We start from the raw sequence: 23,541 nt of genomic DNA, 5'->3' as shown, positions 1-23,541 counted from the left end.
TAATTGAGAAGCTTATTTTGCTGTTTCGATATAATCTTGAAGTTCGTTTAAGATTTGTTCAGCGCCTTCTTTGCTTAAGATAATTTTACCCTCAGCTAAAGATAGGTTACCATCAGATACTTCACCAGTTACTTGGCAAGTCATGTTTGGTTTATATTTCTTTAAGATGATTTTTTCGTCATCTACGTAGATTTCAAGAGCATCCTTTTCTGCAATACCTAAAGTACGGCGTAATTCGATTGGAATTACTACACGACCTAATTCATCAACTTTACGAACGATACCAGTAGATTTCATATTTTGTTCCTCCTAATAGTTTATAAGTTTCGAGTCTATTTTTTGATTCGTCATTTTTCGACAAAATACCCTATGGACATATGATACCAATCATTTACATTTCCGTCAATTCTTAAATTCTATATTTTTAAAAAAGATTTATAGATTTTTATACTACTTATATATAATAGAATGTGAGTAATTTCTACAATTATTTTGTTTTATTTTCTGAAAAATATATATTTTTCAGAAAGGGATTGTATATTTTTTTTGAATATGAGTAATAGATGATAAAGATATCGAGCATTAACTCGTTTTTACATGTGAGTTTTTGTTATACTGTTTATAAATACATATGAGGTTATTCGGGAGGTCCAAAACAATGACAGAGGAAAATAAGTCCTTTTATATCACTACCCCAATTTATTATCCAAGTGGAAAGTTACACATTGGACATGCTTATACGACAGTGGCAGGAGATGCGATGGCACGATATAAGCGTATGCAAGGATACAATGTTCATTATTTAACAGGAACTGATGAGCATGGACAGAAGATCCAAAAGAAAGCAGAAGAACTAAATGTTACACCACAAGCATATGTGGATAACATTGTATCAGGGATTAAAGAACTTTGGGGGAAGATGGATATCTCTTATGATGACTTTATTCGTACAACTGAAGATCGTCATAAAGATGTTGTTGAGAAAATCTTCAAGCAGTTAGTAGACCAAGGTGATATTTATCTTGATGAATATGAAGGTTGGTATTCTGTACAAGATGAAACATTCTATACAGCGCATCAATTAGTTGATCCAATTATGGAAGGTGACAAAGTAGTTGGCGGGAAAAGCCCAGATAGTGGTCACGATGTAGAGCTTGTTCGTGAAGAATCTTATTTCTTTAGAATGGGTAAATATGTAGACCGACTATTAAAGTTCTATGAAGATAATCCTCATTTCATTCAGCCAGAGTCTCGTAAAAATGAAATGATTAATAACTTCATTAAACCAGGATTAGAAGATTTAGCTGTTTCTCGTACTTCATTTGACTGGGGAGTTCGTGTTCCGGGTAACCCAAAACACGTTATTTACGTATGGGTAGATGCCTTGTCTAATTACATTACTGCATTAGGATATGGAACAGAAAATGAAGAGAAGTATAAAAAGTTCTGGCCAGCAGATGTCCATTTAGTTGGTAAAGAAATCGTTCGTTTCCATACAATTTATTGGCCAATTATTTTAATGGCTTTAGATTTACCACTTCCGAAGAAAGTCTTTGCTCATGGCTGGATTTTAATGAAGGATGGAAAAATGAGTAAGTCAAAAGGAAACGTAGTAGATCCAGTTACACTAATTGATCGTTACGGATTAGATGCATTACGTTACTATTTACTTCGCGAAGTTCCATTTGGATCTGATGGAGTATTCACACCAGAAGGATTTGTTGAACGAATCAACTTTGATTTAGCGAATGATTTAGGGAACTTATTAAATCGTACAGTAGCTATGATTGATAAATACTTTAATGGGGAAATCCCTGCATATAAAGCAAATATAACTGAGTTCGATGAAACGCTAGTGACATTTGCGAAAGATACATTGAAAAAAGTAGAAGAGGCAATGGAGAATATGGAATTCTCTGTAGCGCTAAGTTCAATTTGGCAATTAGTTAGCCGTACGAATAAATACATTGATGAAACACAGCCATGGGTATTAGCGAAGGATGAGAATGATCGCGAAAAACTTGCATCTGTAATGGCCCACTTAGCAGAGGTGCTTCGTCAAACAGGTATTATGCTTCTGCCATTCCTAACAGTAGCACCAAGTAAGATGTTTGCTCAACTTGGCCTTACTGAAGAGGCACATAAATCTTGGGAGAGCCTATCTACAATTGGATGTATTCCAGCTGGAACAAAAGTAGAAAAAGGAAACCCAATCTTCCCTCGTTTAGAAATGGAAGTAGAAGTAGAGTATATTAAAGAACAAATGCAAGCGTCTGCCCCTAAAGTGGAAGAGAAAAAAGAAGAAGAACCAAAGGCAGAAGAAATTACAATTGATGATTTCTTTAAAGTAGAATTACGAGTAGCTGAAGTAATATCCGCTGAACCTGTGAAAAAAGCAGATAAGTTGTTAAAAATTCAACTTGATTTAGGTACAGAAAAGCGTCAAGTTGTTTCAGGAATTGCAAAGTTCTATACGCCAGAAGAACTAAAAGGTAAAAAGGTTATTTGTGTAACGAATTTAAAGCCTGTAAAATTACGTGGTGAATTATCACAAGGTATGATTTTAGCAGGTGAAGAGAATGGCGTATTGTCATTAGCAACAATCGACCAAAACTTACCAAATGGTACAAAAATTAAGTAATTGAGACAAGAAAAGAGGTGTTTCACGTGTAACATTTGTGAAGCATCTTTTTTCTTTTTAAATTCCCCTTTTTTGCATTAAAATTGTAGTATTGTTATCGTTAAGTTATAAAGGGCTTAATTTTTCTCGAGAATAGAATTGATTTCAATATAAAAGGAGTTATTTATTATGTTGTTTGATACACATTCACATTTAAATGCAGAGCAGTTTGAAGAAGATTTACAAGAAGTTATTGCAAGGATGAAAGAAGCGGGAGTTACATATACAGTTGTTGTTGGATTTGATGAAGTAACGATAAAGAAAGCAATTGAATTAGCAGAAGTTTATGATTTTATTTATGCTGCGGTGGGGTGGCATCCTGTGGATGCAATCGATATGAAAGAAGAACATTTAGTTTGGTTAGAGGAACTAGCTTCACACCCAAAGGTAGTTGCTCTTGGAGAAATGGGACTAGATTATCACTGGGATAAGTCTCCAAAGGAAATACAAAAAGAAGTATTCCGTAAACAAATCGCATTAGCGAAAAAGGTGAAATTACCGATTATTATACATAACCGTGATGCAACTCAGGATATCGTTGATATTTTAGAAGAAGAACAAGCTGCTGAAGTGGGAGGTATTATGCATTGCTTTAGCGGTAGTGTAGAAGTAGCGCAGCGATGTGTCGATATGAATTTTTTAATTTCGTTAGGTGGACCAGTAACATTTAAAAATGCCAAGAAACCGAAAGAAGTTGCTGTGGAGATCCCGTTAGAAAAATTATTAATAGAAACAGATTGTCCATATTTAACACCGCATCCATTTCGAGGAAAACGAAATGAACCTAGTTATGTAAAACTTGTAGCAGAAGAAATTGCAAATTTAAAAGGAATTTCTTATGACGAAGTAGCACAAATCACAACAAAGAATGCAAAAGCCTTATTTGGTGTTGAATAAAAAAGAGTGGGGAGACCCATTCTTTTTTGTTTTTTGAGAAGAGAGACGTAGAAATGATAAGACTCGATTATTTATTCGTAATATGAGTGTAGATATATTGCGGATAAATTAAGGAAAAGATGGAAGTGTTACAATAAGAATAGTGAACAAAGATATTTTTCTTCCGTTTTTTAAAATATTAGAATGGGAAAATAATAATGGAAAAGTCGTCATTTTTTTGTTTTACTAAGTAGAGACGAAACGAGTGTGGAGGCAAGTATGAAAATTAAAGAGATTATCGTTGTAGAAGGTAAAGATGATACAGTTGCGATTAAACGCGCTGTTGATGGGGATACAATCGAAACGAACGGTTCAGCAATCGGTGATCATGTTATTGAGCAAGTTAAATTAGCGCAGCAAAAACGAGGCGTTATTATTTTCACGGATCCGGATTATCCTGGAGAACGTATTCGAAAGATTATTTCAGATAAGGTTCCAGGATGTAAGCATGCTTTTTTACCAAAGGAAGAAGCACTTGCTAAAAGGAAAAAAGGTGTTGGAATTGAACATGCTTCTAACGAATCGATTCGCCGTGCTTTAGAGAACGTACATGAAGAAATGGAAGCTTACACAAGTGAAATTAGTTGGAGTGATTTAGTCGATGCAGGCTTAGTGGGCGGAGAAATGGCAAAGAGTCGCAGAGAAAGAATGGGTAAGCTATTAAAGATTGGTTATACAAACGCAAAACAGTTACATAAACGTTTACAAATGTTTCAAGTTTCAAAGGAATCATTTGCAGAAGCTTATAAGCAAGTAATACAGGAGGAAAAAAAATGAAGGATATCGCAACACCAAATCGTACGAAAGACATTGTTGAAAAGTATGGATTTTCATTCAAAAAAAGTTTAGGACAAAATTTTTTAATTGATACAAACGTATTAAACCGTATTGTTGATCACGCAGAAATCGGTTCAGAAAGTGGTGCAATTGAGATTGGACCAGGTATCGGTGCGTTAACAGAGCAGTTAGCGAAGCGTGCTAAAAAAGTAGTAGCTTTTGAAATTGATCAGAGATTATTACCAATTTTGGACGAGACGTTAGCACCATATGGTAACGTTACAGTTATTAATAAAGACGTACTAAAAGCGGATGTACATGAAGTATTTGGTGAGCAATTTGAAGAAGGACAAGATGTAATGGTTGTAGCTAACTTACCATACTATATTACAACACCAATTTTATTTAAATTGCTTGAAGAAAAATTACCGGTTCGTGGATTTGTTGTTATGATGCAAAAAGAGGTTGGGGATCGTTTAGCAGCTAAACCTGGAACAAAAGAGTACGGTTCTTTATCAATTGCAATTCAGTACTATACTGAGGTAGAAACAGTTATGACAGTACCGCGTACAGTGTTTGTACCACAACCAAATGTTGATTCTGCGATTATCCGCCTTCTAAAGCGTCCGAAACCAGTTGTAGAAGTAACAGATGAGACTTTCTTCTTTGAAGTAGTACGAGCAAGTTTCGCACAGCGACGTAAAACTTTAATGAATAATTTATCAAATAATTTAAATGGTTTCCCGAAGGATAAAGAACTGTTGAATCAAATTTTAACAGAAGTAGAGATTGATCCAAAACGAAGAGGCGAAACACTATCTATTGAAGAGTTTGCGAAACTAAGTAATGCGTTAGTTCTTCATAAATTATAATAAGAATAATAAAGGGACAGTTCAACTTGAACTGTCCCTTTTGTCACCTTTCCTACTCAAAATTCATACTTTAAAAACAGGTAAGATGGCCTAATGAGTTTGGGGGTAGGAGAATGGCTTTACATGTTGGAGAGTTAGTGGAACGATATTCGTATAAGAGAGATATTCTTTTTCGTGTTATAGAAATAAAAGGTGAAACAGCAATATTGTTTGGAGAAGAAATTAGACTTGTGGCAGATGCACCACTAGAAGATTTAGTTAGTATAGATCAACGAGAACATAAAAATAGAGTGAAGCATGAAAAAGAAACGATGGAGCGTACGTACCGTTTGTTTCAGCAAGATTACGTATTGATGAAACAAAGGCATGAACACACTTCAACTGGTGGGTACACAAGCGAAGTGAATTATTTTCAAATGCCAGGACGTGTATTGCATATAGACGGAGATCCTTTATATTTGCGTAAGTGTTTAGATTTATATAATAAAATAGGCGTTCCTGTTCAAGGTATTCATTGTAAGGAAACAGAGATGCATGAAAAGGTAGTAGATTTAATAGATCACTTTCGTCCAGACATTTTAGTAATTACAGGGCATGATGCATATACAAGGTCAAAAGGGGTTATGGGAGATTTAGCGGCATATAGACATTCTAGACATTTTGTACAGGCTGTTCGAGAAGTTCGAAAAAAATATCCATCATTGGATCAACTTGTTATTTTTGCTGGAGCTTGTCAATCACACTTTGAGGCGTTGATTCGAGCGGGTGCTAATTTTGCTAGTTCACCGGCTAGGATTAATATTCATGCTCTAGATCCTGTATATGTAGTTGGAAAAATTAGTTTCACTTCATTTATGGAAAGAGTAAATGTATGGGACGTTGTGCGTAATACAATTACTGGTGAAAAGGGACTGGGCGGGATTGAAACAAGAGGGATTTTACGAACAGGGTTACCCTTTCAACATTATGACGAATGAGCAAGGTACATACGTATCTTGCTTTTTTATGCGGAAATGATTTGAATGAATTTGGATAAAAAGCGGCAAGAACGTGCAGACTATACAATGATACTTTTACAATATAGTATTTCTTCTATCTATTCGAACGCATGATGCTTTTATAATGATATTGTCTGTGAATTGCGGTTAATAATTGGGATAGATATATCGTGTTTTAAGTGTTCAATCTAAATTACAGCGAGGTGTAGCAAGGTATATGTCAAAACGTTTAGATGATATTAAAAACGAATTAGATCACCATCTTGGACAGCGACTTATGTTAAAGGCGAACAGCGGAAGAAGAAAAACTGTGGAGCAGTCGGGTGTACTTGCAGAAACGTATCGTTCTGTCTTTGTTGTACAATTAGATCAGCAAGAAGATGCATTGCAACGTGTATCGTATAGTTATGCAGATGTTTTAACAGAGACAGTAGAGTTAACATTTTACGATGAACCTCATAATGAAGCATTTTATAATTAATGCGCTGTCTGTTACATATATTTCCATAAATGAAAAGCTATATTATTTTGCATACTAATTATACCGTAGCAAAATAAGGAGGGACTCTGCATTGAGTAGACGAAGAGGAGTCATGTCAAATCAATTTAAAGAAGAGCTTGCAAAAGAGCTTGGCTTTTATGATGTTGTTCAGAAAGAAGGATGGGGCGGAATTCGTGCGAAAGATGCTGGTAATATGGTGAAACGTGCTATAGAAATTGCAGAACAGCAATTAATGAAACAAAACCAGTAGTTGTAAGATACTTTCTATGCTACGGTAGCCGAGGAGAGATTCCTCGGCTTTTTGTACGCTAAAAGGTGCCATCATTTGACATAAGTAGTTTCATTCTGAATGCTTTTCGTTATAATTAGGGAAGTGTCATCGTCTTACTATAAATTTATGGTAAAATAAACGATAAAAGATTGAGTACATAGAGTGGGTGAATAGATTGAAGCTACTAGTGAAAGCACCAGCAAAGATTAATCTGTCGTTAGATGTACTGGGGAAAAGACAAGACGGATATCATGAAGTGAAAATGATTATGACAACAATCGACTTAGCAGATCGTTTAGAGCTAACTGAATTAGTAGAAGACCGTATTGAAATTTTGTCCCATAATCGGTATGTCCCAGACGACCAACGCAATTTAGCTTATCAAGCAGCAAAATTATTAAAAGAGAAGTTTAATGTAAAAAAAGGTGTATCTATTACTATTGAAAAAACGATTCCAGTAGCCGCTGGATTAGCAGGTGGAAGTAGTGATGCAGCAGCGACATTACGTGGCCTTAATAAGTTATGGAATTTAGGGCTAACAATCGATGAATTAGCAGGGCTTGGCGCAGAAATTGGGTCAGATGTATCGTTCTGTGTATATGGTGGAACTGCAATTGCCACTGGAAGAGGAGAAAAAATTGAACATATAAAAACTCCGCCTTCTTGTTGGGTTATTTTGGCAAAGCCCCACATTGGTGTATCTACTGCTGACGTGTACGGAAATTTAAAATTAAATCGTGTTACTCATCCAAATGTAGATAAAATGGTTGAAGTCATTAACCATGGGGATTATAAAGGAATTTGTGATACTGTTGGTAATGTTTTAGAAGATGTGACGTTTGCGATGCATCCTGAAGTTGCACGTATTAAGGCGCAGATGAAACGCTTCGGTGCGGATGCTGTATTAATGAGTGGAAGTGGCCCAACTGTATTTGGTCTTGTACACCATGATTCGCGAATGCATCGTATATATAACGGATTAAAAGGATTTTGCGAACAAGTATATGCAGTACGCTTATTAGGAGAACGAGAAACGCTTGAATAAAGACGTATAATAAGTTATGATTTGTTTAGAATATTCGTGATTTGAGGTGAGAGTATGAAAATTAGACGAAGTACAAGATTGGTCGATATGACTTATTACTTGTTACAAAATCCTCGTCAGCTAGTTTCTCTCACTTTTTTTGCTGAAAGGTATCAATCGGCTAAATCTTCCATTAGTGAAGATTTAGTTATTATTAAGCAAACGTTTGAACAACAAGGGGTCGGCACATTGCAAACGGTACCAGGAGCAGCAGGAGGAGTGAAATATATTCCCTATATAAGTGAAGAAGAGGCAAATCTGATTATTAATGAGCTTTGTAGCTTATTTGAAAACCCAGATCGTATTTTGCCTGGCGGTTACTTATATATGACGGATCTTTTAAGTAATCCTCGCCAGATTAATGGCGCAGGTCGTTTGTTTGCTTCTGTTTTTGCTAGACAACCGATTGACGCGGTTATGACAGTAGCGACAAAAGGGATTCCGCTTGCTTATGCAGTGGCAAATTACTTAGATGTACCAGTAGTAATTGCGAGAAAAGATAACAAGGTAACAGAAGGACCCACTGTTAGTATTAACTATGTATCAGGTTCCTCTAAGCGAATCCAAACGATGACGTTAGCGAAGCGTAGCCTTCCAGAAGGCTCTAATGTTTTAATTATTGATGACTTTATGAAAGCTGGCGGAACAATTCAAGGTATGATGAGCATGCTAGAAGAGTTTAAAGCTAATGTTGTTGGAATTGGCGTATTAGTAGAATCTACGGACATTGAAGAAAGACTTATTAATAACTTTGTATCATTAATTCGTCTGTCAGAAGTTGATGTGAAAGAAAAAGCAATTCAAGTGGAAAAAGGGAACTATTCACTTGCGCCATTTGATGAGGGGCTTGTAGAGGCCGAGTAGAAAGATAAAGCAGATAGCTTTATCTTTTTTTTATCCCTATTTATAAATGATAAAATAGATGGACAAACTGCCTTTGTTGCACTATTTTTAAATAGTAAAAATAAATATTAAAGGGTGAAAAATATGAAGGTTGTTCAAACAAGCAAAGCGCCACAAGCGATTGGGCCATATTCACAAGGGATTATTGTAAATAATATGTTCTATAGTTCGGGACAAATTCCATTAACTACAAGTGGGGAACTTGTAACAGGAGATGTGACAGTACAAACAGAGCAAGTATTTCAAAATTTACAAGCGGTATTAGAAGAAGCAGGTGCTTCATTTGATACAGTGGTAAAAACGACAGTATTCTTAAAGGATATGGATGATTTTAATGCTGTTAATGAAGTATATGGCTCTTATTTCTCTACTCATAAACCAGCTCGTTCTTGTGTACAAGTAGCAAAATTACCGAAAGATGTTTCAGTTGAAATTGAAGTAATTGCCCTAGTGAAGTAAGTCTTTGTAAGCGATAACCTCCACTAATTCTTATATTCAACTAATTTAAAAATTTTTATCTTAAAAATTTTTAAAAAATTAAAGGGAAAATAGAAAATTTGTGGAATTTATACAAATATATCGCTTATTTAGAAAAGGGTGGTGAACACAAGATGGAAGTGACTGACGTAAGATTACGCCGCGTAAACACAGAAGGCCGTATGAGAGCGATTGCCTCTATTACTCTAGACCATGAATTTGTTGTTCATGATATTCGTGTAATTGATGGCAATAATGGATTATTTGTAGCAATGCCAAGTAAACGTACTCCAGATGGAGAATTCCGTGACATTGCACATCCAATTAATTCTAACACACGTTCTAAAATTCAAGATGCGGTTTTAGCAGAGTATCACCGTTTAGGCGAGTTAGAAGAAGTTGAGTTTGAAGAAGCAGGCGCTTCGTAAAATTCGAATGAAAAGGGCTTCTTAAAGAAAGCCCTATAATTTTGTAGCAAACTCCTGTAAGCATTTACAGGGGTTTGTTTTTTTGTGGAATTTTACACGTTTCTTATTTTAAATATTCATATTACATTAAAATAAAAATGAAAAACTTCTAATTTTTTCAAAATCATTTAAAATAGTATAGCTTATTTCTTAAAAAAGATACTAAAGAGTAAAACATCGTATAAGAATTATGGTAAAATTTAATAGTTATAATGTGTTTCTTGAAATATATGATGATTTAGGATAATATCTTTAATGGATAAATAGGTTGCGATGGAGGGTCTATATGTCAAACAGATTTGCAGTGATTCTAGCTGCAGGTAAAGGCACACGTATGAAGTCCAAGCTATACAAAGTGCTTCATCCTGTATGTGGAAAACCGATGGTACAACATGTAGTCGATCAAGTATCTCAATTAGGATTGCAGAAACTTGTAACAGTCGTTGGACATGGTGCCGAACAGGTACAAGAACAGCTAGGAAACGTAAGTGAGTTTGCATTACAAGCAGAACAACTTGGTACAGCTCATGCTGTAGACCAAGCTGCAAGTGTACTTGCAAATGAAGAAGGAACAACTTTAGTTATTTGTGGTGATACACCTCTAATAACTGCTGAAACGATGGAAGCATTGCTTCAGCAACATGAAGAAGCGGGAGCAATGGCAACGGTGCTAACAGCGTACATAGAAGAGCCTGCTGGATATGGCCGTATCGTTCGTAATGAGAATGGTCATGTTGAAAAGATTGTTGAGCATAAGGATGCAAATGAAAAAGAATTAGCTATTAAAGAAATCAATACAGGTACGTATTGTTTTGATAATAAAGCTCTATTTGCTTCACTTTCTAAAGTTTCAAATGATAATGTACAAGGTGAATATTACCTTCCGGATGTTATTGAGATTTTAAAAAATGAAGGTCATATCGTATCAGCTTATCAAACAGAGCACTTCGATGAAACGTTAGGTGTTAACGACAGAGTCGCTCTATCGCAAGCGGAAATTATTATGAAAAACCGTATCAACCGAAAGAATATGGTGAATGGTGTTACAATCATTGATCCAAGTAACACATACATTTCTGCTGATGCAGTTATTGGCAGTGATACAGTTCTTCACCCAGGAACAGTTATTGAGGGTAACACTGTAATTGGTTCTGATTGTGAAATTGGACCACATACAGCAATTCGCGATAGTGAAATTGGAGATCGTACGGTAATTCGTCAATCTACTGTACATGAAAGTAAACTTGGTACAGAAGTATCGGTTGGTCCATTTGCACATATTCGCCCAGATTCAGTTATTGGAGATGAAGTGCGCGTTGGAAACTTCGTGGAAATCAAAAAAACTGTTTTTGGTAATAGAAGTAAAGCTTCACACTTAAGTTATATCGGGGATGCACAAGTTGGAGAAGACGTGAATCTTGGTTGTGGTTCAATTACGGTGAACTACGACGGCAAGAATAAATTTAAAACTGTGATTGGTAACGGGGTATTTATTGGATGTAATTCAAATCTTGTTGCTCCTGTAACAGTTGAAGATGGTGCTTATGTGGCAGCAGGCTCTACAATTACAGAGAATGTTCCATCAAAAGCATTATCAGTAGCACGTGCGCGTCAAGTTAACAAAGAAGACTATGTTGATCAATTGCTGAATAAGAAAAAATCATAATGTGGAGGGTTAATCTAGATGTCGACTCAATATCTAAATTCTAATTTGAAAGTATTCTCTTTAAACTCTAATAAGGAACTTGCTGAGCAAATCGCAAAGCATATTGGAGTAGGGCTAGGAAAATGTTCTGTTGATCGTTTTAGTGATGGAGAAGTTCAAATTAACATTGAAGAAAGTATCCGTGGTTGCGATGTATTCATTATTCAATCTACAAGCTTCCCAGTAAATGAACATATCATGGAATTGCTTATTATGATCGATGCATTAAAACGTGCATCTGCAAAAACAATTAATATTGTTATTCCTTACTATGGTTATGCGCGTCAAGACCGTAAAGCGCGTTCTCGTGAACCAATTACATCGAAACTTGTAGCAAACTTGCTTGAAACAGCAGGTGCAACTCGTGTAATCACTCTAGATTTACATGCTCCACAAATTCAAGGATTCTTTGATATCCCAATCGACCACTTAATGGGTGTACCGATTCTTTCAGATTACTTTGAGACAAAAGGTCTTAAAGATATCGTAATCGTGTCTCCTGATCACGGTGGTGTAACTCGTGCTAGAAAAATGGCAGATCGTCTTAAAGCGCCAATCGCTATTATCGATAAGCGTCGTCCTCGTCCGAATGTATCAGAGGTAATGAACATTATCGGTAACATTGAAGGCAAAACAGCAATTTTAATTGATGACATTATTGATACAGCTGGTACAATTACATTAGCGGCAAACGCTCTTGTTGAGAACGGTGCTTCTGAAGTATATGCTTGCTGTACACACCCAGTATTATCTGGCCCAGCAATTGAGCGTATTCAAAATTCGAACATTAAAGAGTTAGTTGTAACGAACTCTATCGTATTACCAGAAGACAAGAAAATTGATAAGGTACATGAACTTTCAGTTGCTCCATTAATCGGAGAAGCAATCATTCGTGTATACGAAGAAGAATCTGTAAGTGTATTATTCAATTAATTGGATAGAATGAGACGTAACCAAGCTTGGTTACGTCTTTTCGTATCGAAAAAAGAAAGTAGTGGTACAAGAATGAAATTAATAGTAGGACTTGGGAACCCAGGTAGAGAATATGAATTAACAAGGCATAATATTGGGTTTATGGCGATTGATGAACTTGCAAAGCGTTGGAATATTTCTTTGAATGAACAAAAATTCAAAGGGTTATTTGGTGCAGGCTTTGTTAACGGGGAAAAAGTAATCTTACTAAAACCACTTACATATATGAATTTATCTGGAGAAAGTATCCGTCCGCTCATGGATTATTATAAAATTGATGTTGAGGACTTCATTGTTATGTACGATGATTTAGATATTCCTGTAGGTAAATTGCGCCTTCGTATGAAAGGTAGTGCGGGTGGACATAATGGTGTAAAATCAACAATTTCACATTTAGGAACACAAGAATTTCAACGTATCCGCATGGGAATCGATCGTCCGAAAAATGGGATGAAAGTAGTGGATTATGTATTAGGACGTTTTACGCCTGAAGAAACTTCCGGTGTCAATCAGTCCATTGAAAAAGCAGCTGATGCATGTGAGGAATGGTTAAATAAGCCTTTTCTTCAAATCATGAATACTTTCAATAGTTAAGCGTATAATTTGGAATATTTTATTTTATATTAACCCATACTAGTAGTAATTGGATATTTAGGAGGCTAGTATGGAAGGATATTATTACTGTAGGCATTGTGGGAACAATGTAGGTTCCATTATCGCAGAAAAAGTATATAGCGACGTTTTGTTTCAACTAACAGAGCAAGAAGTAGTGGATATGATTCATTTTCATGAGAATGGAAATATATATATAAAAACGATTTGTGAATCGTGTCAAGAAACGCTCGCATCTTATCCTGAGTATTATGAATATGAAAAATTTCTGCAATAAAATGTTGTCGCTTTGGCATGTCCAAAGCATTTTTCTGTTTTCTTTTTCCAAAATATTTGCATAAAATATAGTAACTTGCTCTTTATGTTGAGAGGAGTTTTGATAATGATAGGTTTATTAGAGCAATTTTATAAAAATGAAGAGATACAATCGGTTATTAATGGGCTAGAAGATGGGTTGAAAGAGCAACTTGTATCGGGTATGGCAACATCCTCTCGTTCATTATTAATGGCAGCTTTATATAAAAAAACAAAAAAATCACAACTTATTGTGACGCACAATTTATACCAAGCACAAAAAGTACATGAAGATTTGGTGGCGTTACTTGGTGAAAAAGATGTATGGCTATATCCAGTAAATGAAATGATTGCGTCAGAAATTGGTGTTGCAAGTCCAGAATTGAAGGCGCAGCGCATTGAAGTGTTAAATCGCTTAGCTGCGGGAGAGAATGGGATTATTGTAGCGCCAGTTGCAGGACTACGTAGATTTTTACCAATAAAAGAATTGTGGAAGCAAAGGCAAATTGAAATCAATCTAGGGCAAGAGATTGATTTAGATGCACTCTTGCATACTTTACATCATATTGGTTATGAGCGTAAGTCGATGGTAGAAGCTCCAGGGGAGTTCAGTCTGCGCGGGGGAATATTAGATATTTATCCATTAACTGAAGAATTACCGTTTCGCATTGAATTCTTCGATACAGAAGTCGATTCTATTCGATTATTTGATGTGGAAGAACAGCGCTCTCAAGATAAAAGGGAAAGTGTTAGGTTTGGTCCGGCAACAGAGTTTTTATTTTCACAGGAAGAATTGAAATCGGGAATTAAGCAGCTTGAAGAAGGCTTGACTAAAACGATGCAAAAGCTTTCCGATGATAAATTAAAGACTACGGTGCTTGAGACGGTAAGTCATGAAATTGAAATGTTGAAAAATGGGCAAAGTATAGAACAAATGTTTAAATACTTATCTATTTTTTATAAAGAACCTGCTAGTCTGATAGATTATTTACCGGAAAATGGTGTAGTTATTTTAGATGAGCTTTCCCGTATTCAAGAAACAGCATCACATCTTGAAACAGAAGAAGCGGAATGGTATATCTCACTTCTTGGTGAAGGAACAATTATTCAGGATTTATCTTTCTCCCACTCATTTGAGGAGTTTCTTCATCATAAAAAAAGAAGTTTTGTATATTTAACGTTATTCTTACGTCATATAGCACATACACATCCGCAAAACATTGTGAATGTGACGTGTAAAACGATGCAAGATTTCCACGGGCAGATGCAGTTGTTAAAAACTGAAATTGATAGATGGAATGAAGGACAGTTTACGACCGTTGTGCTCGGAACAGATGATGAACGTGTGAAAAAATTACAACATATTTTAAGTGATTATGATATTGATGCAGACATTGTGGAGGCCACAGATATCTTATTGCCTGGAAGGTTACAAATTGCTGTAGGTGATTTACATGCAGGATTTGAAATGCCGATGCAAAAGTTTGTTGTTATTACTGAAAAAGAGCTTTTTCATAAGAAAGTTAAAAAATCGCAACGCAAACAAAAGTTATCTAACGCTGAACGTATTAAAAGTTATTCGGAATTAAAAGTTGGAGACTATGTAGTTCATGTAAACCATGGTATAGGTAAATTTTTAGGTATTGAGACATTAGAGATTAACGGTGTTCATAAAGATTATTTAAATATTAAATATCAAGGTAATGATAAGTTATACGTTCCAATTGAACAAATTGACCAAGTGCAAAAATATGTAGGATCTGAAGGTAAGGATCCAAAAGTTTATAAATTGGGCGGAAATGATTGGAAGAAGGTCAAAACGAAAGTTGAAAAATCTGTACAAGACATTGCAGATGACCTAATTAAATTATATGCCGAGCGCGAGGCTTCAAAAGGTTATGCATATACGCCAGATACGGCAGAACAACAAGAATTTGAATCTTCTTTCCCATATCAAGAGACAGAGGATCAATTACGTTCTATTGAAGAGATTAAGAAAGATATGGAACGCGGACGTCCGATGGATAGGCTTCTTTGTGGTGACGTAGGGTATGGAAAGACTGAAGTAGCTATTCGTGCGGCATTTAAAGCAATTATGGATGAAAAACAAGTTGCGATTTTAGTACCGACAACAATCCTTGCGCAACAACACTATGAAACAATTCGAGAGCGTTTTCAAGATTACCCAATTAATATAGGGTTACTAAGTAGATTCCGTACGCGGAAACAACAAAATGAAACGATTAAGGGTTTAAAAGATGGAACGGTGGATATTGTAATCGGAACGCATCGTATTTTATCTAAAGATGTTACTTATAAAGATTTAGGACTTCTTATTATTGATGAGGAACAAAGATTCGGCGTTACGCATAAAGAAAAAATTAAACAATTGAAAGCAAATGTTGACGTGTTAACATTAACGGCAACGCCGATTCCACGTACCCTACATATGTCTATGCTTGGTGTGCGCGATTTATCTGTTATTGAGACACCGCCAGAGAATCGTTTCCCAGTACAAACATATGTAGTAGAGTATAATCCAGCGTTAATGCGAGAAGCGATAGAGCGAGAGCTTGCAAGAGGTGGTCAAATTTACTTCCTATATAACCGTGTGGAGGATATTGAAAGAAAAGCAGATGAAATTTCGATGTTAGTTCCAGATGCGCGTGTAACATACGCACACGGGAAAATGAATGAAGGTGAATTAGAGTCTGTTATGCTATCGTTTTTAGAAGGACAGCATGATGTTCTTGTAAGTACAACTATTATTGAGACGGGTGTAGATATTCCGAATGTAAATACATTAATTGTATTTGATGCAGATCGTATGGGATTATCGCAGTTGTATCAGCTTCGTGGGCGCGTTGGACGTTCTAATCGCGTCGCGTATGCATACTTTGCATACAAACGTGATAAAGTGTTATCGGAAGTTGCAGAGAAGCGTTTGCAGGCAATTAAAGAGTTCACAGAGCTTGGATCTGGTTTCAAAATTGCGATGAGAGACTTATCAATTCGTGGTGCGGGTAACTTGTTAGGGGCAGAACAACATGGATTTATTGATTCTGTCGGATTTGATCTGTATTCTCAAATGTTAAAAGATGCAATTGAACAACGTAGAGGAACAGACGGAGTTGAAAATACGGTTAATGTTGAAATTGACTTAGAAGTAGATGCATATTTACCGGATGCTTATATTTCAGATAGTAAACAAAAAATTATGATGTATAAACAATTTAGAGGTGTTTCTGCAATTGAGGATATTGAAGAGTTGCAGGAAGAGATGATCGATAGATTTGGCGATTATCCACAAGAAGTTGGTTATTTATTACAAATCGCAAACATTAAAGTGTTGGCAATGAAAGAACAAATTGAGTTAATTAAGCAAAATAAATTTGAAGTAACATTCCTGTTTTCTGAACAAGCGAGCCAAAATATCGATGGTGGAAAATTATTCATGCTTGGGAATAGCTTTGGTCGTATGATCGGTCTTGGCATGGAAGGTTCACAATTGAAAATTGTTATGAAAACGAATGGTTTAGAGACATCGAAATGGTTAACAATTGCTGAAAATTTATTAAAAGGTTTGCCAGATGTAAAAAAAGAAGTAATAAATGCCTAATATAAGATAAAAAAATGCAATTCGACGTGCATAGAAGAACTAATGTGTAAAATACTATGTTTAACAGTTGGTGATTTTTACATGAACAGGTAAATTCACCACTTTGATCATCAGTAGAAAGTGAGGCAGCATTAGAATGAAAGCAACTGGAATCGTACGTCGAATTGATGATTTAGGCAGGGTAGTAATTCCGAAGGAAATTCGTAGAACTTTACGTATTCGTGAGGGAGACCCTTTAGAGATTTTTGTTGATCGCGATGGAGAAGTCATTTTGAAAAAATATTCTCCGATTAGTGAACTAGGTGATTTTGCAAAAGAATATACGGAAGCTTTATACGATAGCTTAGGACATAATGTGCTTGTATGCGATCGTGATTCTATTATCGCAGTAGCGGGCGTATCTAAAAAAGAATACTTAAATAAAAGTGTTGGCGATTTAATTGAGAAGACAATGGAAGAGCGTAAGTCTGTAATTATGACAGATGAAAGCGAAATTTCAATTATTGATGGGGTAGCAGAAAGAGTTAGCTCCTATACAATTGGCCCGATTGTTGCGAATGGAGATCCAATTGGAGCTGTTATTATCTTCTCTAAAGAGGCTATTATAAGTGAAGTAGAGCATAAGTCAGTAAATACAGCTGCAAGCTTTTTAGCGAAACAAATGGAGCAGTAAGGTCATATCGAATTTTAGAAGTAGCAATCTTTTCTAATTATGATATTTCTTCCCAAGAAATCAATTATTTGGAGATATAGGTATATCGAATGAAGGTAGCGCTTTGCTACCTTTTTTCGTTGAATATTTTTGAAATTGAAAGAAGCCATTATTACTCGCGTATGCAAGGGAGTTTGTTTTTTTCTTTATGATATAATACGAGGGGTGAGAATAGAAAAAGGAGTTTTCTTGTATGGAAGCGAAGAAGTATCAAGCCTTTTGGCGTGGGGCTATTATATTAACAATCGCAAGTTTTGTTACGAAAGTATTAAGCGCTTTTTACCGTATTCCATATCAAAATATAGCGGGTGATATTGGTTTTTATATTTACCAACAAATTTATCCGTTTTATGGATTTTGTTTAATTTTAGCTACTTATGGATTTCCCATTATTATTTCAAAAATGGTCGCAGAAAGATTAGAACGAGGAAAACAAAAAGAAGCAGAAGAAATTATTTGTGTATCTTTTTGGTTTTTATTAGGGATTGGCTTTATAGGATTTTTTACATTATTCTTTGGGGCCGAAACAATTGCATCGGCTATGGGCGATATACATTTAGATAAATTATTACGTGTCATTTCGTTTTCATTTCTACTAATGCCATTCTTATCTGTAGCGAGAGGGTATTTTCAAGGGTTCAATAATATGATGCCGACAGCTGTTTCGCAAGTAATTGAACAAACGATTCGTGTTTCTATTATTGTATTTTTATCACTATTCCTTATTGCTCACGGATTTGACCTATATACAGTAGGTGCAGGTGCTATGGTAGGTTCGATCGCAGGCGGGCTTATTGGGATTATTGTACTTTTACTTTATATGCGCCATGATTTTCGAGCTATTTTCTTCAAAAGTTGGAAGAGTATTGGAAATAAAAAAAGGATTATTAAAATCCTTTTTTGGCAGGGGTTAGCGATTTGTGTTAGTAATTTAGTCCTTATTTTTATACAAATGGCTGATTCTGTTTCCTTTTATACTTTGCTTATCCGCGCGGGAGAGCAAGTTGAAAATGCAAAGGTACTAAAAGGGGTTTATGATAGAAGTATCCCGCTTATGCAACTAGGTACTGTTGTGACAACTTCTTTCTCGTTGTCACTTATTCCTATTATTACAGCGGCGAAGGAAAGAGGAGATCTTTCATTTATTCAAGAAAAGGTAAAGTTAGCAATGAAAATAACATTTGTTATTGGATTTGCATCGGCTATTGGATTAACTTGTATTATTCAACCTACAAATATTATGTTGTTTGAAAATAGTGATGGATCAGATGTGTTATCGATTTTATCTTTATCTATTTTATTTAGCTCATTGTCAATTACAACCGCTTCTATTTTGCAGGGGCTGGGACAAACATTAAAACCAGCAATATTCGTTGTATTTGGAGGTTGTTTGAAGCTAGCTTTAAACTATATATTAATGCCGTACTTTGATGTAAAAGGAGCTGCAATTGCAACTTTAGTTACGCTTATTGTAATCGCCTTGCTAAATAGTGGATTACTTATGCAAGCTGTATCGGGGTCACTTATTGATAAGCGGAATATGTTAGGTATAGCTATTAGTGGTATCGGTATGGGATTTGTATTAATAGTATTTATGCGTGTATCACAAATGTCTGGATTAGTAATTGATACAGGACATAGAGGAATCGCAACAATTGAAGCGTTGTTAGGTGTAGCTATTGGTGGATTGACATATACGTTTTTAATTTTAAAATTATGTGTATTTACAAAAGAAGAATTAGGAACCGTTATGAAACAAGAGAAAAAAGAAGGCTCATTGAAGAAGAGTGGATAGAGGTGGCAGGTTGTGAGTGGAATCATTACTATTTTGGGATTAGGTGCTGGCGAGTTAGATCAGTTGACGATGGGTGTATATCGAAAGATAAAAGAAGCGGACCATATGTTTGTTAGAACGAAGGAGCATCCAGTTATAGAAGAATTGGAAAAAGAAGGTATAAAGTATACGGCTTTTGATAATGTATATGAAGCACATGATACATTTGAAATCGTATATGAAACAATCGCGAATACATTACTGGAACAAGCTAAAGGTGCAGAAATTATTTATGCTGTTCCAGGTCATCCACTTGTAGCAGAAAGAACAGTTCAGCTCCTTTTGCAAAAAGGAGAAGTGGCAAATGTTGAAGTGCGAATTGAAGGCGGACAAAGTTTCCTTGATCCGATGTTTGCAAGTTTAAAGATTGATCCGATCGAAGGGTTCCAATTAATTGATGCTACATCATTTGAAAGAGGGCAATTAGAATTACGTCAACATTTAATCTTTTGCCAAGTGTATGATGCGTTCGTTGCTTCGGATGTGAAGCTAACGTTAATGGAGATGTTGCCAGATGATTACGAAGTATACATCGTAACAGCTGCAGGAACTTCATTTGAGCAAGTGAAAAAGGTGCCGTTATACATGTTAGATCATGAAACGGAATTAAATAATTTAACGAGTGTATATGTACCGCCAGTTAAGGAACGTGCGTCCTTATATCAGCAGTTTGATGTGCTTAGAGAAATTATAGCTGATCTGCGTGGACCGAATGGTTGTCCGTGGGATAAAAAGCAGACGCATCAATCTTTAAAGAAATACTTAATTGAAGAAGCGTATGAAGTGTTAGAAGCAATTGATGAAGAGGATGATGATCACTTAGTAGAAGAGCTGGGTGATATATTATTGCAAGTTATGCTCCATGCCCAAATTGGAGAGGATGAAGGTTGGTTCTCGATAGATGATATTATTCGAACTTTATCTGAGAAAATGGTTCGTCGTCATCCACATGTGTTTGGAAATACAGATGTAAATAATGCTGATGAAGTGATTGTGAATTGGGAAGAAATTAAAAAACAAGAAAAAGGATTCGTAAAAGAATCTGTTTTAACCGGAATTCCAAAAAGTTTACCGCAATTAATGCGTGCTTATGAAATTCAGAAGAAGGCTGGAAAAGTTGGGTTTGATTGGGTTGATGTGCAGCCGATGATAGAGAAAGCCTTAGAAGAATGGCAAGAATTCCAGCAAGAAGTTATAAATATGGATGAGGAAAAGATGCTAGGTGAATTTGGTGATTTACTATTTGCATTTGTTAATATAGCTCGTCATTATAACTTAGATCCAGAAGAAGCGTTACGTTCAACTAATGAGAAATTTATGGGCCGTTTTTTATACATGGAAGCAAAAGTAGCCGAAATGAATAAAGAAATGCAAGATTTATCATTAGAACAGTTAGATGTTTTATGGGAAGAGGCAAAACAAACAGAGCGCTAATAGGGGGATTTGATATGCGTCTAGATAAGTTTTTGAAAGTATCACGTTTAATTAAAAGAAGAACATTAGCAAAAGAAGTATCTGATCAAGGAAGAATATCGATCAATGGCCAAGTGGCAAAAGCGAGTTCAGATGTAAAAGTGGATGATGAATTAACAATTCGTTTCGGTCAAAAAATAGTAACTGTGAAAGTAAACGAATTGAAAGAAACAACTAAAAAAGAAGATGCGGCAAACATGTATAGTATGGTTCGCGAAGAAAAAGTAAAAGCGGAAGAAGGCTTGTTCTAAAGTCGGTTGCCCCTTCATACATTACTATTAGCTAGTATAAAGCTATGGGGGGATTTTCGTGAATAATGGTTACTCACCTATGTCTTCTAATCAACAAAATGTTTCTGTAGAGCATGATATTATCATGCGTGGCAGGCGTGTAATCGATATTACTGGTGTAAAGCAAGTGGAGAGTTTTGATAGCGAAGAATTTTTACTCGAGACTGTAATGGGCTTTTTAACAATTCGTGGTCAAAATTTGCAAATGAAGAATTTAGATGTAGAAAAGGGTGTTGTATCGATTAAAGGGAAAGTTCATGAGATGCTGTATATTGATGAGAACCAAGGGGAGAAAACTAAAGGCTTCTTTAGTAAGTTGTTTAAATGAGCCTAACAGTCCAGCTGTATACAATGCTTTCAATGATTGGAATGGGTGCTTGGATTGGTGCATCTTTAGATACATATCAACGGTTTTTAAAACGCCAAGAGCGGAAGCGTTGGCTTGTATTTATACACGATATACTATTTTGGATTGTCCAAGCATTATTCGTTTTTTATGTATTACTGCTTGTGAATGAAGCTGAACTACGTATATATGTATTTTTGGCATTATTATGTGGTTTTGCAGCATATCAAAGCTTATTGAAAGCATTATACATGAAGATGTTAAATTTTCTCATCTATATTTTTGTACAAACAACACAATTTTTTGTTCGAATTATACAGCTACTCATGATAAAACCTGTTATTATTATAGCGCAGCTATTTATTGCATTTATATTATTCTTATTTCGTATACTGCTTTCAATTGGACATGTGTTATGGAAAATGGTGATTTGGATATTACTTTTCATATGGAAAGTTTTTGTCTGGCCTGTTCGATTTATTGCTTCGCTCATATGGAAACTTCTCCCTAATCGTGTTAAACTTTTTATAATGAAGCATGTAGGGTTCCTGCAATATGTAGCAAAATTGAAGGGACATATCTTCCAATTATGGGAGCGTATAAAAAAGAAGTTAGGGGGACCTCGGAAATGAGGGAACTGAGACAAAGAACAATCGAAAAACAGAGTCCAAATCCTGTTAAAGAGCATATAATACAAACGGATGAGAACGGGAAGCGACTTTATCGCCGTTTAGCGGTTTTTCTTGTCTTTGCTTTTACAATTATTGCTAGTATTAGTGTGACGTTTTATCAACAAAACAGTTCCATTAAAGCAAAAGAAGCAAAAGTTAAGGACATGAAAAAAGAACTGGATTCATTAACGAAAAAAGAAAAGAATCTAAAAGATGAAGTTCAAAAGTTGAATGATGAAGAGTACGTTTTAAAGATTGCTAGAAGGGATTATTTCTTCTCCGGAAAAGGGGAGATAATTTTTCCTGTTTCTAAGTAGAGTATGTCTTATTGACACTATATTTTAGGATTATATATAATAAAGTAAAATTTGACTTTTTAACCACTAAGGAGGAGCATTTTTTTTATGTCAATCGAGGTAGGCAGCAAGTTACAGGGTAAAGTAACAGGTATTACAAATTTTGGGGCTTTTGTGGAGCTGCCAGAAGGCTTAACGGGTCTTGTTCATATTAGTGAGGTTGCTGATAATTATGTGAAAGATATCAACGATCACTTAAAAGTGGGCGACCAAGTAGAAGTAAAAGTTATTAATGTTGAAAAAGATGGAAAAATTGGTCTATCTATTAAAAAAGCGAAAGAACGTGAAAAAACAGAAGGAGATCGTCCACGTGGTGAATACCAACGCGGTGGTGATCAACAACGTTCTGGACGTCCACAACGTAATAATCGTTCTTTCAACAGAGATAACCGCGGTGGTGGTAACGACCGAGCTCCAAAAGAAACATTTGAGCAAAAGATGGCACGCTTTTTAAAAGATAGTGAAGATCGTTTAACTTCTTTAAAGCGTAACACAGAATCTAAACGTGGTGGCCGTGGCGCACGTCGCGGATAATAAGTCCGTTTAATTCTTAACATATAGAGAGGTACCCAGAGTGATTACTCGGGGTGCTTTTTTATATGGGAGAATATATTTTAAAAAAGTTTTTGAGATGTGTTGACTTTAAAGTATATCTGATGTAAGATACTAATTGTCCGTTAAATAAGACGA

Annotated in this window: 25 protein-coding genes; 24 read left to right on the top strand and 1 reads right to left on the bottom strand. The window is 35.6% G+C overall.

Translation table 11 applies throughout. The annotated features are described in order from the left end of the window. Positions 1–12: 12 nt before the first annotated feature. Positions 13–297, bottom strand: a complete 285-nt coding sequence (locus BAU28_RS22660) for an AbrB/MazE/SpoVT family DNA-binding domain-containing protein (RefSeq protein WP_000843036.1) — start codon at positions 295–297, stop codon at positions 13–15. 334 nt (positions 298–631) lie between these two features. Here BAU28_RS22660 and metG point away from each other — a divergent pair, with 334 nt between their 5' ends. The 24 genes from metG to BAU28_RS22540 all read left to right on the top strand — a co-directional run bounded on the left by metG (position 632) and on the right by BAU28_RS22540 (position 23,385). Further along, positions 632–2,641: a methionine--tRNA ligase gene (metG, locus tag BAU28_RS22655; RefSeq protein ID WP_071720067.1), complete on the top strand. Its 2,010-nt coding sequence runs from the start codon at positions 632–634 to the stop codon at positions 2,639–2,641. Positions 2,642–2,809: 168 nt separating this feature from the next. After that, on the top strand, positions 2,810–3,577 hold the full coding sequence (locus BAU28_RS22650) for a TatD family hydrolase (protein ID WP_002174545.1): 768 nt from the start codon (positions 2,810–2,812) through the stop codon (positions 3,575–3,577). Between the two features lie 258 nt (positions 3,578–3,835). Further along, positions 3,836–4,393: a ribonuclease M5 gene (gene rnmV / locus BAU28_RS22645; protein ID WP_002174547.1), complete on the top strand. Its 558-nt coding sequence runs from the start codon at positions 3,836–3,838 to the stop codon at positions 4,391–4,393. Further along, positions 4,390–5,265 (top strand): 16S rRNA (adenine(1518)-N(6)/adenine(1519)-N(6))-dimethyltransferase RsmA, encoded by an 876-nt coding sequence (rsmA, locus tag BAU28_RS22640; protein ID WP_025151184.1) that lies wholly within the window; start codon positions 4,390–4,392, stop codon positions 5,263–5,265. Before rnmV ends, rsmA begins: the two co-directional genes overlap by 4 nt. A gap of 113 nt (positions 5,266–5,378) precedes the next feature. Further along, positions 5,379–6,242 (top strand): sporulation peptidase YabG, encoded by an 864-nt coding sequence (yabG, locus tag BAU28_RS22635; RefSeq protein WP_002174549.1) that lies wholly within the window; start codon positions 5,379–5,381, stop codon positions 6,240–6,242. Positions 6,243–6,480: 238 nt separating this feature from the next. Continuing rightward, positions 6,481–6,744: a biofilm formation stimulator Veg gene (veg, locus tag BAU28_RS22630; protein WP_000044339.1), complete on the top strand. Its 264-nt coding sequence runs from the start codon at positions 6,481–6,483 to the stop codon at positions 6,742–6,744. A gap of 91 nt (positions 6,745–6,835) precedes the next feature. Further along, a complete protein-coding gene (gene sspF / locus BAU28_RS22625) occupies positions 6,836–7,015 on the top strand; it encodes an acid-soluble spore protein SspF (protein WP_001985066.1) in 180 nt (59 codons plus the stop codon). A gap of 196 nt (positions 7,016–7,211) precedes the next feature. Beyond that, complete coding sequence (gene ispE / locus BAU28_RS22620) at positions 7,212–8,081, top strand: 4-(cytidine 5'-diphospho)-2-C-methyl-D-erythritol kinase (RefSeq protein ID WP_131801217.1); 870 nt, start codon at positions 7,212–7,214, stop codon at positions 8,079–8,081. A 54-nt stretch (positions 8,082–8,135) separates the two neighbouring features. Next, positions 8,136–8,984: a pur operon repressor gene (gene purR / locus BAU28_RS22615; RefSeq protein ID WP_025151181.1), complete on the top strand. Its 849-nt coding sequence runs from the start codon at positions 8,136–8,138 to the stop codon at positions 8,982–8,984. Positions 8,985–9,107: 123 nt separating this feature from the next. Next, a complete protein-coding gene (locus BAU28_RS22610) occupies positions 9,108–9,482 on the top strand; it encodes a RidA family protein (RefSeq protein ID WP_071720066.1) in 375 nt (124 codons plus the stop codon). 152 nt (positions 9,483–9,634) lie between these two features. Next, positions 9,635–9,928, top strand: a complete 294-nt coding sequence (gene spoVG / locus BAU28_RS22605) for a septation regulator SpoVG (protein WP_002174553.1) — start codon at positions 9,635–9,637, stop codon at positions 9,926–9,928. Between the two features lie 325 nt (positions 9,929–10,253). Continuing rightward, positions 10,254–11,633 (top strand): bifunctional UDP-N-acetylglucosamine diphosphorylase/glucosamine-1-phosphate N-acetyltransferase GlmU, encoded by a 1,380-nt coding sequence (gene glmU, locus BAU28_RS22600; RefSeq protein WP_071720065.1) that lies wholly within the window; start codon positions 10,254–10,256, stop codon positions 11,631–11,633. An 18-nt stretch (positions 11,634–11,651) separates the two neighbouring features. Further along, positions 11,652–12,605, top strand: a complete 954-nt coding sequence (locus BAU28_RS22595; protein WP_002174555.1) for a ribose-phosphate diphosphokinase — start codon at positions 11,652–11,654, stop codon at positions 12,603–12,605. A gap of 72 nt (positions 12,606–12,677) precedes the next feature. Further along, entirely contained in the window at positions 12,678–13,238 is a 561-nt protein-coding gene (gene pth, locus BAU28_RS22590) for an aminoacyl-tRNA hydrolase (RefSeq protein WP_083594889.1), read from the top strand. 70 nt (positions 13,239–13,308) lie between these two features. Continuing rightward, positions 13,309–13,533 (top strand): anti-sigma-F factor Fin family protein, encoded by a 225-nt coding sequence (locus BAU28_RS22585; protein WP_002174557.1) that lies wholly within the window; start codon positions 13,309–13,311, stop codon positions 13,531–13,533. Between the two features lie 105 nt (positions 13,534–13,638). Next, entirely contained in the window at positions 13,639–17,169 is a 3,531-nt protein-coding gene (gene mfd, locus BAU28_RS22580) for a transcription-repair coupling factor (protein ID WP_071720064.1), read from the top strand. A gap of 136 nt (positions 17,170–17,305) precedes the next feature. Next, entirely contained in the window at positions 17,306–17,842 is a 537-nt protein-coding gene (gene spoVT / locus BAU28_RS22575) for a stage V sporulation protein T (protein ID WP_002174559.1), read from the top strand. A 232-nt stretch (positions 17,843–18,074) separates the two neighbouring features. Then, complete coding sequence (locus tag BAU28_RS22570; protein ID WP_071720063.1) at positions 18,075–19,676, top strand: putative polysaccharide biosynthesis protein; 1,602 nt, start codon at positions 18,075–18,077, stop codon at positions 19,674–19,676. 12 nt (positions 19,677–19,688) lie between these two features. Beyond that, entirely contained in the window at positions 19,689–21,149 is a 1,461-nt protein-coding gene (gene yabN / locus BAU28_RS22565) for a bifunctional methyltransferase/pyrophosphohydrolase YabN (protein ID WP_071720062.1), read from the top strand. Positions 21,150–21,163: 14 nt separating this feature from the next. After that, complete coding sequence (locus BAU28_RS22560) at positions 21,164–21,439, top strand: RNA-binding S4 domain-containing protein (protein WP_002174562.1); 276 nt, start codon at positions 21,164–21,166, stop codon at positions 21,437–21,439. Positions 21,440–21,497: 58 nt separating this feature from the next. Continuing rightward, complete coding sequence (gene yabP / locus BAU28_RS22555) at positions 21,498–21,806, top strand: sporulation protein YabP (RefSeq protein ID WP_001059101.1); 309 nt, start codon at positions 21,498–21,500, stop codon at positions 21,804–21,806. Beyond that, positions 21,803–22,456, top strand: a complete 654-nt coding sequence (gene yabQ / locus BAU28_RS22550; protein ID WP_048375170.1) for a spore cortex biosynthesis protein YabQ — start codon at positions 21,803–21,805, stop codon at positions 22,454–22,456. The genes yabP and yabQ overlap by 4 nt, the downstream gene beginning before the upstream one ends. Continuing rightward, on the top strand, positions 22,453–22,812 hold the full coding sequence (gene divIC, locus BAU28_RS22545) for a cell division protein DivIC (protein WP_002174564.1): 360 nt from the start codon (positions 22,453–22,455) through the stop codon (positions 22,810–22,812). The genes yabQ and divIC overlap by 4 nt, the downstream gene beginning before the upstream one ends. A gap of 87 nt (positions 22,813–22,899) precedes the next feature. After that, positions 22,900–23,385 (top strand): S1 domain-containing RNA-binding protein, encoded by a 486-nt coding sequence (locus tag BAU28_RS22540; RefSeq protein WP_000021451.1) that lies wholly within the window; start codon positions 22,900–22,902, stop codon positions 23,383–23,385. Positions 23,386–23,541 lie beyond the last annotated feature (156 nt).

It is taken from the genome of Bacillus paramycoides, assembly GCF_001884235.1.
GTDB lineage: Bacteria > Bacillota > Bacilli > Bacillales > Bacillaceae_G > Bacillus_A > Bacillus_A paramycoides.
The sequence above is the reverse complement of the archived record's forward strand: the minus strand, read 5'-3'. Positions and strand labels throughout refer to the sequence as shown.

Excerpts from the sequence above, each read along its gene's own strand:
- BAU28_RS22595 (WP_002174555.1), top strand. The coding sequence starts at position 11,652 with ATGTCGACTCAATATCTAAATTCTAATTTGAAAGTATTCTCTTTAAAC.
- yabQ (WP_048375170.1), top strand. The coding sequence starts at position 21,803 with ATGAGCCTAACAGTCCAGCTGTATACAATGCTTTCAATGATTGGAATG.
- spoVT (WP_002174559.1), top strand. The coding sequence starts at position 17,306 with ATGAAAGCAACTGGAATCGTACGTCGAATTGATGATTTAGGCAGGGTA.
- BAU28_RS22660 (WP_000843036.1), bottom strand. The coding sequence starts at position 297 with ATGAAATCTACTGGTATCGTTCGTAAAGTTGATGAATTAGGTCGTGTA.
- metG (WP_071720067.1), top strand. The coding sequence starts at position 632 with ATGAGGTTATTCGGGAGGTCCAAAACAATGACAGAGGAAAATAAGTCC.
- purR (WP_025151181.1), top strand. The coding sequence starts at position 8,136 with ATGAAAATTAGACGAAGTACAAGATTGGTCGATATGACTTATTACTTG.
- BAU28_RS22610 (WP_071720066.1), top strand. The coding sequence starts at position 9,108 with ATGAAGGTTGTTCAAACAAGCAAAGCGCCACAAGCGATTGGGCCATAT.
- BAU28_RS22650 (WP_002174545.1), top strand. The coding sequence starts at position 2,810 with ATGTTGTTTGATACACATTCACATTTAAATGCAGAGCAGTTTGAAGAA.
- BAU28_RS22560 (WP_002174562.1), top strand. The coding sequence starts at position 21,164 with ATGCGTCTAGATAAGTTTTTGAAAGTATCACGTTTAATTAAAAGAAGA.
- BAU28_RS22540 (WP_000021451.1), top strand. The coding sequence starts at position 22,900 with ATGTCAATCGAGGTAGGCAGCAAGTTACAGGGTAAAGTAACAGGTATT.
- veg (WP_000044339.1), top strand. The coding sequence starts at position 6,481 with ATGTCAAAACGTTTAGATGATATTAAAAACGAATTAGATCACCATCTT.
- pth (WP_083594889.1), top strand. The coding sequence starts at position 12,678 with ATGAAATTAATAGTAGGACTTGGGAACCCAGGTAGAGAATATGAATTA.
- yabG (WP_002174549.1), top strand. The coding sequence starts at position 5,379 with ATGGCTTTACATGTTGGAGAGTTAGTGGAACGATATTCGTATAAGAGA.
- divIC (WP_002174564.1), top strand. The coding sequence starts at position 22,453 with ATGAGGGAACTGAGACAAAGAACAATCGAAAAACAGAGTCCAAATCCT.
- glmU (WP_071720065.1), top strand. The coding sequence starts at position 10,254 with ATGTCAAACAGATTTGCAGTGATTCTAGCTGCAGGTAAAGGCACACGT.
- mfd (WP_071720064.1), top strand. The coding sequence starts at position 13,639 with ATGATAGGTTTATTAGAGCAATTTTATAAAAATGAAGAGATACAATCG.
- BAU28_RS22585 (WP_002174557.1), top strand. The coding sequence starts at position 13,309 with ATGGAAGGATATTATTACTGTAGGCATTGTGGGAACAATGTAGGTTCC.
- spoVG (WP_002174553.1), top strand. The coding sequence starts at position 9,635 with ATGGAAGTGACTGACGTAAGATTACGCCGCGTAAACACAGAAGGCCGT.
- BAU28_RS22570 (WP_071720063.1), top strand. The coding sequence starts at position 18,075 with ATGGAAGCGAAGAAGTATCAAGCCTTTTGGCGTGGGGCTATTATATTA.
- rsmA (WP_025151184.1), top strand. The coding sequence starts at position 4,390 with ATGAAGGATATCGCAACACCAAATCGTACGAAAGACATTGTTGAAAAG.
- rnmV (WP_002174547.1), top strand. The coding sequence starts at position 3,836 with ATGAAAATTAAAGAGATTATCGTTGTAGAAGGTAAAGATGATACAGTT.